The following is a 12,825-nucleotide window of genomic DNA, read 5'->3' as shown; positions in this document are numbered from 1 at the left end:
TACAGCCAGGCATTGTGCTATCATGAGATTACAAAATTCACGATTGTTTGAGCAAAGGCGGTGCAGCATGGACCACACCATTGTCTTGATTGCAAAAGGAACGGACACTCTCGAATTTTTGTTAAAAGAGCTGCGGGCTTATTTCGAGCCGTTTTGCAAAGTCATCGGTTATGCCAGTCATGAGCACATTCCCGATTTGAGCGGAGTCGATCATGTCTTTATCACAACCAAATCCCCGGAGCTGTACACAGTTGCCCGTCAAGCTGTTGCTGACTCTGTACCCATCACAGTTTTAAACCGTTTTTTCGAGTTGCACAAAATGAAAGCCCTGATGCAGATCCCTCCGGGGACGACCGTCCCAGTCATGAACAATTCGCCAGTTTCCGCACAGGAGGTCATCCAAAATCTATTAGAGGCGAATGTCGATCATTTGAATTACGTTCCCTTTCACCCTGGCTGTACATTTGATGATCTCGAATTTCAATACGCCATCATTATGAGCGTTCCTGACGTACCTCTTCCTCCTCACGTGGAGGTAATCGATCTCGGTTTTCGCAAAATCAGCATTCATGATCTGATTGATACCGGTCGCAAGGTAGGCGTGCCTAGTGAATGGGAGCGCGAGTACTTGTCTGCCTTCATTGTAGAAATGTCTGAGCTCGCGAAAATGCTCGGCACCTCCTACGCAGAAGTACAGAAGCTCAACAGCCAGCTACAATCTACCTTTCAGGCAGTCAAAGACCCCGTGATCGCTTGCAACGAACAAGGTCTGATCACGTTTATTAACGACGTCGCGGTTGAGCTATTTTGTCCACATGCATCTACCATTGTTGGACAACCGTACTCAGTGTTGAAGGAGCACAGCTTGCTGCAACCCTTTTTTGAACAGGAAAATCAGGAGGACGCCCTCGTAACCATTGATCACAAACAATTTATTGTCAGCAGTCAAAGCATCCGCCGCAGGCATGAGCATTTAGGCTTCGTTTGTACGCTAAAAGACGTGACGGAAATCCAACGCTTGCGAACCACGCTTACGTTGCGCGGCCATACAGCCACTTACTCCTTTTCTGATATCAAAGGACAAAGCCAACCACTGCTCCAAGCCATCGAGCTCGGCAAAAAGATGGCAAAAAACAATCAAACGATTCTGCTGACAGGCGAAAACGGAACGGGAAAAGAGCTGTTCGCCCATGCCATTCATCAGCACTCGTTACGCAAAAACGGCCCGTTTGTTGCAATCAACTGTGCCTCCTTGCCGGAAAACCTGCTGGAGAGCGAGTTGTTCGGCTACGAAGACGGTGCCTTTACAGGAGCACGAAAAGGCGGAAAGCCCGGCCTGTTTGAGCAAGCGGATGGCGGGACGATTTTTCTCGATGAGGTGGGGGACATCTCCGGGGCCATTCAGGTCAAGCTACTTCGCGTACTGCAAGAGAAGCAGGTCATCCGCGTGGGCGGTACGGGAATTCTTTCTGTGGATTGCCGCATCATCGCTGCTACCAATCGCGATTTGGAAGACGCTGTTTCCCAAGGAAGCTTTCGTGAGGACCTATTCTATCGTTTGGCTGTCCTGCCGATCCAAATTCCCGCTTTGCGTGAGCGAATCAGCGATATTCCCCTCCTCATCGATGAGCATCTGGAGCAGCAAGGCATTCGCAAAACATGGTCGCCAGAAGTGATGGAGCTATTCTATCGCCATGATTGGCGGGGGAACATTCGCGAACTGAAAAATGTCGCCGACTATGCCATTACAGTAAGCGAGCATCCTGTCATCGGCATTCAGGACCTCCCCAAACGGTTGACGGATAGCCTGTTTCAAAAGCAACAGACGGCTTCTATCCCTAAATTGGACGACAACCGCGACCTGGATATTTTGTATTGCTTGCATCATTATTACGTATCCAACAAACCAGTCGGGCGTTATCAATTGGCGCACTCCCCTGAGCTACAATCCGTAGGCTGGACGGAGAGCGCACTACGACACAAGCTAAAACTGCTAGAGCAGCAAGGTTTGGTGCGTTCAGGTACAACCCGACAAGGAACCTCCATCACCCCCGCGGGTATCGAATTGTTGCGAAAATACGGGCGGATTTAGCTTCCGCCCAATGAATAATAGGATGTATTAGGCTGCATAAAACCTAATAAACATTCCTAAAGCTCGTTTTCTGCCCTTACCTTGCCTATGAAAATCCACTGAAAACGCTTATATTCGGGAAATTTCGACACTTGGCACGATCCTTGCTTGTCATAAGCAAAAAAAAGCGAGGTGACCTCATGTCTACACATCCATTGAAACCTGCAAAGAAACGTTTTTCTGTGCCGCATACCTATGCCATCCTCTTTATCATCATCATTTTGGCAGCCCTGGCTTCCTACGTGCTCCCGGCTGGTGAGTTCGATCGCGTCAAGGACGCTGCCTCAGGCAAAACCATCGTCGTCAACGGCAGCTACCATCCTGTAGAAAGTGATCCGGTCTCGTTCTTTGACATGTTCAAAGCGATTCCAGAAGGGATGCAAAAAGGCGCGCAAATCATTTTCTACATCTTTATTGTAAGCGGTGTATTCGGAATCATCCGCCAGACCGGAGCGATTGAAGCCGGGATCAACAAAGGTGTCCGACACTTGGAGGGTCGGGAAAAGCTGCTCATTCCTGCTTCCATGTTCCTCTTCTCCATCGGTGGCTTCACGATGGGAATGGCAGAAGAAAGTATCATTTTCGTTCCGATTGGTATCGCGCTGGCTCGTGCAATGGGCTTCGATGCCGTAACAGGTACGGCCATGATCACCATGGGGGCAGCAGCCGGCTTCATGGGTGGGATGATCAATCCATTTACGGTTGGGGTGGCGCAGTCGCTCGCGCAATTGCCGCTCTTCTCTGGTCTTACCTTCCGTGCTGTTGTGTATGTCTTCGTGCTCGCTTTTGCCATCTGGTACGTCATGCGCTATGCGTATCGTGTCAAAGCAGACCCGACCAAGAGTGTGCTTTATGGCGTAGAGAATCATGCTAGTCAAGAACAGGCAACAGTAGACATCCCCGATCTGAATGCGCGTCACAAGCTCGTGTTCCTGGTAATGGTCTGTGGTCTCGCCTTCAACGTATACGGTGTATTCAAGTACGAATGGTTCCTGACAGAGCTTACCGCTTCCTTCCTGATCATGGGCCTGGTTGCTGGTCTCGTCGGAGGTTTGTCGGTCAATACGCTGTTTGATTCCTTCGTCGCTGGTGCGAGAGCCGTTACGTTTGGCGCGCTGATCGTAGGTTTTGCCCGCGCGATTACGGTCGTCTTGGAAGACGGAAAAATTATCGATACGATGATTAACAGTCTGACCTCGGCGATTGGTCATTTGCCAGATGCCGTTAACGTCCTGGCTATGTTTGTGATCCAAGCCTTTCTCAATCTCTTTATCTCTTCCGGTAGTGGACAGGCAGCGACAACCATGCCGATCATGGTGCCGATTGCGGACTTGCTCGGCATCCAACGTCAGATTGCGGTTCTTGCCTTCCAATACGGCGATGCGGTCACCAACTCCATTATCCCGACTTCTTCTGCGTTGATGGGTTATCTGGCTGTTGCAGGCATTCCGTATGAGAAATGGGTCAAATTCATTTGGAAGCTGCTAGCTGGTTGGGCCGTGATCGCCTCAATCGCGCTCATTGTAGCAGTGACAATCGGCGTTTCGTAACAAATAAGCTTTTTACAAAAATGGCTGCGTCAAGTGGATTGGCGTAGCCTTCGCTTCACTTACCCACTACTCACGAACAAACCGATGGAGGAACCATGCGCACTACGATCAAACAATTGCAGCCCGCCATTTTTTCTCTATACGAGCATTTACACCAGCATCCAGAGATAAGCTGGGAGGAAGTCCAAACCACTTCATTCATTGCTGACTTCTTGAAAAAACACCATTGCCACGTCACTACCTTTGATGACGTGACGGGAGTGGTTGGCGAATGGGGCGATTTCACGCCAGGAAAATTGACCGTAGGCTTACGTGCAGACATGGACGCCCTTTGGCAAGAAGTAAACGGCGTCTTTACCGCGAATCATTCCTGCGGACACGATGCGCACATGACCATGGCATTAGGCGTCCTCATGGTATTGCAAGCAATGGACGTCCAGCTCTCTGGGCGCTTGAAACTGATTTTCCAACCAGCAGAAGAAAGCGGAAATGGCGCACTTGCGATGGTGAACAAGCAGGTAGTGGACGATATTGATTTTCTGTACGGTGTCCACCTTCGTCCCATTCAGGAAATCCCGCGCGGCACAGCTGCTTCTGCCATCCTGCACGGAGCGGCAGGTACAGTATTCGGGCAAATCAAGGGTGCCGATGCTCATGGAGCAAGGCCTCACCTCGGAGTCAACGCTATCGAGGTAGCCGCTGCGATTATCGAGCAGTTAAAAGGCATTCATCTCGACCCGCTCGTCCCTTATTCCGTTAAAATGACGCAGCTTTCCGCCGGCAGCAAAAGCAGCAATATCATTCCGGGCTCGGCGCAGTTCCACTTGGACCTACGGGCACAGACGAATGAAGTCATTCACGCCCTATTCGCCCGTGTCGAGCACATTTTGCAGCATGTTTCCCGTCTGTATGAAGTTGAGCTGTCTTACGAGATCACCGAACGCGTCTATGCGGCGGAAGTGAACGAAGAAGCGAGACTGATCATGGCCGATGCCATTACCCAAACCTTGGGGACAGAGAAGCTCGAACCGCCGATCCAGACACCAGGCGCGGAAGACTTCCACTATTACACAAAAGAACGTCCACAGCTTCGTGCGACCATGCTTGGTTTAGGCTGTGGCCTGACACCAGGACTTCATCACCCGCAGATGACTTTTGAAAAAGAAGCGCTGCTAGACGGCATCGAGATTTTGGCAAGAACGGTATTGAATACGTTTGAGCGACAATCCAAATGAACGGTTGAGGAGAGATGAATATGAAAATCGAACGCGTGGACCTGCAACGAATCAAAATTCCGTTGAATTCCCCTTTTGAAACGAGCATGGGAGTTGAAACCCACAAGGAATGCATTCTCGTGCGTGCATACAACGGTGCTCATGTCGGCTTCGGCGAAAGCGTCGCGATGGACGTCCCCGTTTACAACGAGGAAGATGTCGATACGGTCTGGTACATGCTCGAAAAATATTTGATCCCGCAGCTGTTTTCACGGGAGATCGAGCATCCTGATGACGTATCCCGCCTCTTCTCCTGGATGCGCCGCAACCACATGGCCAAAGCCGCTTTAGAAGGTGCCGTCTGGGATTTGTACGCCAAAATGAACAGCCTCTCCCTCTCCCAAGCATTGGGCGGAACTCGTACGACGATTGACGTCGGTGTGAGTATCGGAATTGAACCGACCATCGAAAAACTGCTGCAACGCGTAGAAGGCTTCATCCGTGACGGTTACAAAAAGATCAAAGTGAAAATCAAGCCGGGCTTTGATGTCGAGCCAATGCGTGCGATCCGCAACACATTTGGACCAGACGTTCCACTGATGGCGGACGCAAACTCTGCGTATACGCTGGCAGACATGGAGATGCTGAAAGCTTTGGATGGCTTTGGTTTGATCATGATTGAACAGCCGTTGGCTCATGATGACATCATCGACCATGCCACCTTGCAAAGAGAGCTGAAAACACCGATCTGCCTCGACGAAAGTATCCATACGGTGGAAGATGCCCGCAAAGCACTCGAGCTCGGCAGTTGCCGGATTATCAACATCAAGATAGGTCGCGTAGGCGGTCTGACAGATGCCAAGAAGATTCATGACCTGTGTGAGAAACGCGGCGTACCTGTATGGTGTGGAGGAATGCTGGAGGCAGGAATTGGACGGGCGCATAATATCGCGATGGCCTCGCTTAGCAACTTCACGATTGCCGGCGACACATCCCCTTCGCATCGTTACTTTGCAGAAGATATCGTGACACCTGTCATCGATTTTGCAGCACCTGGCATGCTGGCTGTACCGACAACCCCAGGGATCGGTTTTGACATCAATGAGTCTGCCATTCGCAATGCCCTGATCGAGCATAAAAGTTACTATGCAAATCGGGAGTCTACTACGACTGTCATTCCTACCTGGTAAACCACATTTATCCATTCGAAGTGAAAAAGAACAGAGAGTGCCCATTGGCCTCCCTGTTCTTTTTATTTGTGAGATTTTATTAATCCGTAATCGTCAAAAGCTTGCACAAATTACGTTCGGCAAGATCTCTCTTCTCCGGCGGGAACCGCTTTAAGAGATCCAACGCAGCATACGGAAGCTTCAATGCATGCGGATCGCTGTATGTTCTATCCCAGTATAGCGGTGAAAAAATTTCGTCGAACGCTGGCTCCTTCACCTCATCCTCCAAAGTAAACGGAGGAACATGGCGATTCAAATAGAGTTGAAGACGATGGTTTTCGATACCTGGCTTCACAATATCCTCATAACCGAATCGCTCCAGATCAGTTAACGCATGAGCGTGTGTAATGTTATGAACGACCTCGCTTGCCAAATGATAGCGTACCCCGTTAATATCACGCGGCGGTATAACCAAATGTAGCTCAGCAAACGCCCGCTCTGCCATCTCTGCCGTTGTATGGTAAGGGGCAACTTCGTCGTCTTTGACATCATCAATCGTCATGCCATGGTAATTCTCGATGCCCCAATAACGGTCTTTCCTGTCTTCTGTCGTCGCTTGGAGAATCCTGACCAGGCCATCCACCACAGTCGGAGTGATCATATCAGGGCGTTCGCGCAGTGCTTTTAATGCCAACACACCGAGTGCTAGTCCATGACCTGAGGTCCGAAGCTGCTTCACATTTTGCTGGAGGTCATTGATGACGTGCTGTAACAAGGAGGGGTCAGCTTGCTCGTCTTGATCTAGTGGAACAAACCATTCAGGTTTTTGCTTGCGGAAGGTTTCGCATGTCCGTTCAATGCCCTCTTTTACATGTTCAGGGAGATCGTGCTCACGATCCATGAAGTACCCTGCCAATAAAGCTGCCCCATAATGACCATCGAACCATCCTGCTACAGCTGCACGTGCCATTCCCGTAATGCCAAGCTCCAAGTAAGAATCAAGTAAACGCATGTAACTTCCTCCTTTTTCGATTTGGTATGTATTCATAATATAACAAACATTTTTGTTTGTTAAGTATAAATTGAAAAATATCCCATAACTAAATTGCTGTTCCAGATGAGAGAAATGCAAAAGGGGCGTCTCTAAGCCGAAAAATCGACTTATGAGACAGCCCCTCTTCGTAATCGAATGGTTTGTGCCTTAAACGGCTGGATCCCGTTTCAAGGCATGGTTGGCTGCAATCATTTGTTTAGAATCCCCACCAGTAACGGTGCATCCCGGTAGCGTATTGGGTTGCAAGCGTTTGACGGAAGGAACTTTGCGCAAGCTGGGATGCGTCACTCGCATTCGTAATAAATCCGGTCTCTCCTAAAGATGCCGGCATGTTTGTGTATTTTAATACGTAAAACTCTGCTGCTTTGACTCCCCTGTCATTTGAAAACGAATTTCTTAATTGGTTGTACGTTTCCGTTGCCAATCGCAAGCTGGTTGTTGATCCGGGGTAATTGTAAGTTTCTACTCCATTGGCCGAGGAAAGGGATGCGGCATTGATATGCATGGAGACAAAAAAATTGGCGTTCTTGGAATTGGCATAAGAGGCTCGGGTAGACAGAGCAACCGTTGTATCAGAGCTTCGCGTCATGTAAACCGTAGCCGGATAGTTGGCAACGATGTAATTTTTGGATCGAAGGCCTATGTCCAAAGTCAGGTCTTTTTCTTTCAAACCGTTGCCCAATGCTCCTGGATCATCTCCACCGTGTCCAGGGTCGATCACGATGATTGGATTTGCGGCAAGAGTGAAAGATTTTTGGTTAATAACCATCTCTTCGGCTTCTTTCTTCTTTTCCGGGCTGTAATTTTTTGGTGCGGGCGCGCTGTCCCACATAGGCTCGTCGGCAATTTCATTCTCCGCAAATGCGGGAGCGGTAATCCCCGTCAAGCTACAGCAAATGAGTGCAGTCAAAAACAGTTTTCCTACTTTCATGGTAATTTCTCCTTTATCATTTTTATTTATTCGAAACGACTTACGAATTGAAAAGAAGGCGTAAGTCACTCCAAAACGCCAAAAATTTATTCCTTTGCAAATTCTCAGGCAAAAACAGGTAATTGTTAGATTTCTTCTGTGACTCGAGCCACTTGCGGTACACCACGGATTCTTTCTCTAGATAAATGCTTTGCTGTATCTTTTGGGTTACTTCCGGGAGGGTCTGTGTTCTTGGCGGCATGACTTCAGCAGGGAAAAACCAATAGGTCCACTGCTGGCTCTCAAAAGGGCCGACAATCCGCATTACGGGAGAGTGAAACACGGCCTTCGCAATCATCTCGTTATAATGCTCGGACATTTGGGACTGAGCGACCAGTTCATGCAATCCGGCACGCCCCTCGGGATCTTCGCCATATTGCTTCAGCAGGGACTGAAAACGATCCGCTGATGCGGCTTTCAGCTTGTCCAACAAGAGCTTGTCGCCTTTTTTAGCCCGTACATAATAAATGGTGCGCAGTTCGGGAATGCGAAAAGACTCGATTTGTTCCCGGTAAAATCTTTCTACTTCTTCTTGCGTCACCACAACATCCCGAGTCACGATCTTTTTCACTTCAAAACCAATCATCGCCCGTCTTATGTTTTGAATGCTGTCCTCTTCCGTCATGTTCATCTGGCGCAACGTTTCTTCACGCTCCGCTTTCGTGCTGCCCAGTTGTTTTAATTGTTCTTCAATCAGACGCTCATCCGTCTTCACCCCCATCTGTTTTCCAATATCAAGGATCAATTCTTCCAAGCTTAGTTGTTCCAGCAGCCTTACCTCCTCGTCCGCTGAGTACGCTACCCCTTGGAAATACCTGGGCTTTATTCTTTCCCAATCGTCTTTGCGGAAAAATTGATCGCCGAAAACAAAAAGAAGGGGCTGGTACATCAAAGCCGCATACAGAGAAATGACTCCCAGGAAACCAATCGGTACAAATAAATAAAGCCATGTTCTTCGTCTTTTCATGTGATCAAGCCATCCTCTCGTAAAACAGATGAGGCAAAGTAGATATTCATCTAGAATTCACTAGATACTTTGGAAGATAATATAACTATATTGAATATATTTCCAAAAGATAAAAATATCTACATGTTTTAGTGCTATTTTCCCTGATTTTTCCTTAGGTCTTAGGAAGTGATTTTCGTCGATTGTTGTCAACAAAGATGGTCCTTTTACACCACAAGCCGCAGTCATCCAAGAGGACAACGATACCTTTGGCGGAGTGAACAATGGTTGGCCAGCCAAATAAGAGGGGGCTGTCCCAAAAGGGCAACTCCGCTGAAATTTAAACATTAGGAACATGGATATATCAACGTTTGTGAAATGCAAAAGGGGCGTCTCTAAGCCGAAAAATCGACTTATGAGACAGCCCCTTTTTGTGAGCCATTCTAAATTCTCGAAGCAGCACCCTGATTCCTAATAGCGTTTTTTGTAAAGCCTTGAAACTACAGACTGTTGAGCTTCTCCAGGCGTCCAGTTATCTACTCCATAGAGGCTTTTAATCAGCTAAGCATTACGGCGATTTCTGTTACCTCACCTTTCATGCGAGTCTGTTGGTCGTTTCATGTTCTCCTCTACCATGCCTTTTATATGGCCCCATCTGGCCTACGGGATATGTTCTACCATTTTCTTTGCTCAATCCAGCTTAAAATCTACTTCGTCAGTCTCCGGCCGATAATCAACAATCAATCCTCTTCCATTCATATACCACAGCTCATCTTTTTCCATATAAAATGTGATGCCATCCACTACTGTCGAAATGCCGATTTCATTCGGCAACTCTTTGGCAATCCCCATCGAGAATGAATCCTGGACCGTACTAACGCCTCCGTACCGGACAAAAAAACGAATGCTGTCTCCTTCTTTGCATCCCCATTCTTCCCGAAACCATGCTACCGCTGCTTTAGTGATCGTCATGTTCATGAGTACAACCACTCCTCTCTGCTTATAGTTTACCTTAATTTAGAGATATTTGAAACATAAATGTATGTTAAATGGAATTGCTCCACTATTTGAAAAAAGAACCGATTCCCTACTCTGGGAAAACGGTTCTTTCCATCTGTTTTACGGCTTTATTGGAAGTGTAACCAAAAAACTGGTTCCGATACCTACCTCACTGCTGACCTGAATTTTTCCGTGGTGAGCATCCACGATCCATTTGGCAATAGAAAGCCCCAACCCTGTTCCTTCTGTCGCACGAGAGCGCATTTTATCCACCCGAAAGAAGCGGTCAAACAAATACGGAATATCCTCCTTGGAAATCCCGATCCCACTGTCTTTTACGAGAATCGAAACGCGGCCGCCTTCCTTTTTGCAAGAAACATAAATCCGACCATCTTCGTTCGTGTACTTCAAGGCATTGTCCAGCAAGATAACCATTAGCTGATGTAGACGTTCTTGGTCCCCCATCATCTCAATGGGTTGCTGGATGTCTGTTTCGAGTCGAATTTCTCGTGCGATGGCAAGTTGTGCAAAAACCTGGGTGCATTTAATCGCTACCTCGTCTAAGCGCAGCGTCTGATTCATGATTTGCAACTCGTTAGAATCACTGCGAGCCAGTGTGAGCAAATCAGAGACGAGCCTGCTCAAGCGCTTGGCCTCCTGCATCCCAATCATGATTTTTTCACTTTCCTGCTCAATCGTATGATCTGGGTGTTTGAAAAGCCTCTCTAGATTGACCATGATGGCCGTGAGCGGCGTCCTCAACTCATGAGAAGCATCGGCAATAAACTGCTGCTGTTTTTCCCACGAGACTTGGATCGGGATTAGTGCCCTTCTCGCCAAAAACCACCCAGCCACAATCGCAATGACAATACTGATAATGTCGCCGATCATGACAACGTATAGTAAGCTGTCCAGCACGTTTTGCTCAGGCGCCAGATTGTAGATCAGTTGAAACTGGTACGCAGTCTGTATCCGATTGTCTACAACGACCTTTTTCGGAACAGTAACTGTCCGCACGCGGTAGATTTGTCCATTCACTGTTTTTGTTTCGATTCCGTCTGCTTTTCCGTTATGCTGGAATTTTGCATACTCCTCTGGCTCCAGCCTATCACCAAATGCCGTCCCGATGACACGACCAAAGCTATCCCAGACGAGCAAAACATATCGGCGATCCAGATCGTTAAACTTTTTCCTCTCCTGACGGTTGTATGGAAAAGGGTCGTCTTCAATTCGATGGAGTCGAGGCAAAGCATCAACTGCCAGCCTTTGGCTGACTTTGGTCATTTCTCGGTCCACCTGTGAATAGAGACGGTACTTCATCGTGTAGTAGACTGCGCTACCCAGCCCGTTCAATAAGAGAAGCACCACTACTACGTTCAACGTTACGAGCCGAATCCTCGTTTTTCGAAACATCATTTGTTTTCCTTTTTCAAAATGTAGCCCACATTGCGGATCGTTCGGATGAAGCCTTCGTAAGCACCCAGCTTCTTACGCAGGTAGTGGACATACAAATCGACCACTCCGTAATTCGCTTCTGAATCAATTCCCCATACGCGGTCAAAAATTTGTTGGCGCGTCAATATTTGCTCCCGATTTTGCAGGAAGTACTTGAGTAGCTCGTACTCCTTCGTGGTTAACTTCATCGGCTCATCATCAACAAACCCGTCATATTCATTTATCTTCAGCGACAGAGGACCGTACGTCAGCTCGCCTTCTGTGTTCTGTTTCCCTTGTCGGCGCAAGAGAGCTCTCACTCTCGCTGTCAGTTCTTCGGCTGCAAAAGGCTTGACCAAATAATCGTCTGCTCCGGCATCCAAACCCTCGACTCTCGACTCTACGCTATCTTTTGCCGTTAAAAATAACACCGGCGTCATTATCCCTTTTGTACGCAACGTTCTCACCAGTGAAAGACCATCCATTCCTGGCATCATAATGTCTAGGACCAACAAATCGTAGATGCCGCGTTCCGCCAATAACAAGCCGTCATCACCGCGGTCTGCCATATCCACCTGATATCCTTCATCGGCCAGGACTCCTGCAATTGTCTGAAGCAGCGCTTTTTCATCCTCCACTGCAAGAATAAGCATATTGATCCCTCTTTCATTTGAAAAAGCTGTATGTCATTCAGCATAGCATAATCGACTGGAATCACAATAATGACCACACTCGCCGATCTTGGCTGTGCACACGCTCCTTTTATTAGAGCACGTATTTTTTTGAATCAGATTTGTAGGTACTGGCGGAAATACAAAAAAAGCTGCATTCTCCATTACTTTTTACAAGTAATCGGGAATACAGCTTTTCGTCTCATTCCTTCAAAACTGAATACGCATGATTGCTAAGAATTTGTGGATAAGTCCTCGACCGATTAGTATTCGTCAGCTCCACGCGTTACCGCGCTTCCACACCGAACCTATCAACCTCATCGTCTATGAGGGGTCTTACCAGCTTGCGCTGTGGGAAGTCTCATCTTGGAGGGGGCTTCACGCTTAGATGCTTTCAGCGCTTATCCCGTCCGCACATAGCTACCCAGCTGTGCCACTGGCGTGACAACTGGTGCACCAGCGGTGCGTCCATCCCGGTCCTCTCGTACTAAGGACAGCTCTCCTCAAACTTCCTACGCCCGCGACAGATAGGGACCGAACTGTCTCACGACGTTCTGAACCCAGCTCGCGTACCGCTTTAATGGGCGAACAGCCCAACCCTTGGGACCTACTTCAGCCCCAGGATGCGATGAGCCGACATCGAGGTGCCAAACCTCCCCGTCGATGTGGACTCTTGGGGGAGATAAG

At 48.2% G+C, this 12,825-nt stretch carries 10 protein-coding genes and 1 rRNA gene (1 of these 11 only partly in view); 4 read left to right on the top strand and 7 right to left on the bottom strand.

The window, feature by feature from the left end; translation table 11 throughout:
* Positions 1 to 67: 67 nt before the first annotated feature.
* The 4 genes from ACUUHJ_RS02285 to menC all read left to right on the top strand — a co-directional run bounded on the left by ACUUHJ_RS02285 (position 68) and on the right by menC (position 6,085).
* The gene (locus ACUUHJ_RS02285; RefSeq protein WP_472298173.1) at positions 68 to 2,092 is read left to right on the top strand and encodes a sigma 54-interacting transcriptional regulator; all 2,025 of its coding nucleotides are present in this window, start codon (positions 68 to 70) and stop codon (positions 2,090 to 2,092) included.
* A 179-nt stretch (positions 2,093 to 2,271) separates the two neighbouring features.
* A complete protein-coding gene (locus tag ACUUHJ_RS02280; RefSeq protein WP_173606181.1) occupies positions 2,272 to 3,681 on the top strand; it encodes a YfcC family protein in 1,410 nt (469 codons plus the stop codon).
* A gap of 95 nt (positions 3,682 to 3,776) precedes the next feature.
* Entirely contained in the window at positions 3,777 to 4,916 is a 1,140-nt protein-coding gene (locus ACUUHJ_RS02275) for a M20 peptidase aminoacylase family protein (protein WP_289675792.1), read from the top strand.
* Between the two features lie 20 nt (positions 4,917 to 4,936).
* Positions 4,937 to 6,085 (top strand): o-succinylbenzoate synthase, encoded by a 1,149-nt coding sequence (menC, locus tag ACUUHJ_RS02270; RefSeq protein WP_472298172.1) that lies wholly within the window; start codon positions 4,937 to 4,939, stop codon positions 6,083 to 6,085.
* 79 nt (positions 6,086 to 6,164) lie between these two features.
* Here menC and ACUUHJ_RS02265 read toward each other — a convergent pair whose 3' ends face one another.
* The 7 genes from ACUUHJ_RS02265 to ACUUHJ_RS02235 form a co-directional block, all read right to left on the bottom strand.
* Positions 6,165 to 7,076 (bottom strand): hypothetical protein, encoded by a 912-nt coding sequence (locus ACUUHJ_RS02265; RefSeq protein ID WP_289675790.1) that lies wholly within the window; start codon positions 7,074 to 7,076, stop codon positions 6,165 to 6,167.
* Between the two features lie 238 nt (positions 7,077 to 7,314).
* Entirely contained in the window at positions 7,315 to 8,049 is a 735-nt protein-coding gene (locus ACUUHJ_RS02260) for an N-acetylmuramoyl-L-alanine amidase family protein (RefSeq protein ID WP_472298171.1), read from the bottom strand.
* A gap of 40 nt (positions 8,050 to 8,089) precedes the next feature.
* Entirely contained in the window at positions 8,090 to 9,055 is a 966-nt protein-coding gene (locus ACUUHJ_RS02255) for a peptidyl-prolyl cis-trans isomerase (protein ID WP_472298170.1), read from the bottom strand.
* Between the two features lie 669 nt (positions 9,056 to 9,724).
* Positions 9,725 to 10,012, bottom strand: coding sequence for a HesB/YadR/YfhF family protein (locus ACUUHJ_RS02250; protein WP_472298169.1), 288 nt, complete (start codon positions 10,010 to 10,012; stop codon positions 9,725 to 9,727).
* Positions 10,013 to 10,153: 141 nt separating this feature from the next.
* Entirely contained in the window at positions 10,154 to 11,449 is a 1,296-nt protein-coding gene (locus ACUUHJ_RS02245) for a sensor histidine kinase (RefSeq protein WP_472298168.1), read from the bottom strand.
* Entirely contained in the window at positions 11,446 to 12,120 is a 675-nt protein-coding gene (locus tag ACUUHJ_RS02240) for a response regulator transcription factor (RefSeq protein WP_289675785.1), read from the bottom strand. The genes ACUUHJ_RS02245 and ACUUHJ_RS02240 overlap by 4 nt, the downstream gene beginning before the upstream one ends.
* 261 nt (positions 12,121 to 12,381) lie before the next feature.
* Positions 12,382 to 12,825: ribosomal RNA gene (locus ACUUHJ_RS02235) — 23S ribosomal RNA — on the bottom strand (it continues 2,485 nt past the right edge of the window).

The organism is Brevibacillus schisleri, assembly GCF_055685845.1.
This window is presented reverse-complemented; position numbering and strand designations above follow the sequence as displayed.

Excerpts from the sequence above, each read along its gene's own strand:
- ACUUHJ_RS02285 (WP_472298173.1), top strand. The coding sequence starts at position 68 with ATGGACCACACCATTGTCTTGATTGCAAAAGGAACGGACACTCTCGAA.
- ACUUHJ_RS02280 (WP_173606181.1), top strand. The coding sequence starts at position 2,272 with ATGTCTACACATCCATTGAAACCTGCAAAGAAACGTTTTTCTGTGCCG.
- ACUUHJ_RS02275 (WP_289675792.1), top strand. The coding sequence starts at position 3,777 with ATGCGCACTACGATCAAACAATTGCAGCCCGCCATTTTTTCTCTATAC.
- menC (WP_472298172.1), top strand. The coding sequence starts at position 4,937 with ATGAAAATCGAACGCGTGGACCTGCAACGAATCAAAATTCCGTTGAAT.
- ACUUHJ_RS02265 (WP_289675790.1), bottom strand. The coding sequence starts at position 7,076 with ATGCGTTTACTTGATTCTTACTTGGAGCTTGGCATTACGGGAATGGCA.
- ACUUHJ_RS02260 (WP_472298171.1), bottom strand. The coding sequence starts at position 8,049 with ATGAAAGTAGGAAAACTGTTTTTGACTGCACTCATTTGCTGTAGCTTG.
- ACUUHJ_RS02255 (WP_472298170.1), bottom strand. The coding sequence starts at position 9,055 with ATGAAAAGACGAAGAACATGGCTTTATTTATTTGTACCGATTGGTTTC.
- ACUUHJ_RS02250 (WP_472298169.1), bottom strand. The coding sequence starts at position 10,012 with ATGAACATGACGATCACTAAAGCAGCGGTAGCATGGTTTCGGGAAGAA.
- ACUUHJ_RS02245 (WP_472298168.1), bottom strand. The coding sequence starts at position 11,449 with ATGATGTTTCGAAAAACGAGGATTCGGCTCGTAACGTTGAACGTAGTA.
- ACUUHJ_RS02240 (WP_289675785.1), bottom strand. The coding sequence starts at position 12,120 with ATGCTTATTCTTGCAGTGGAGGATGAAAAAGCGCTGCTTCAGACAATT.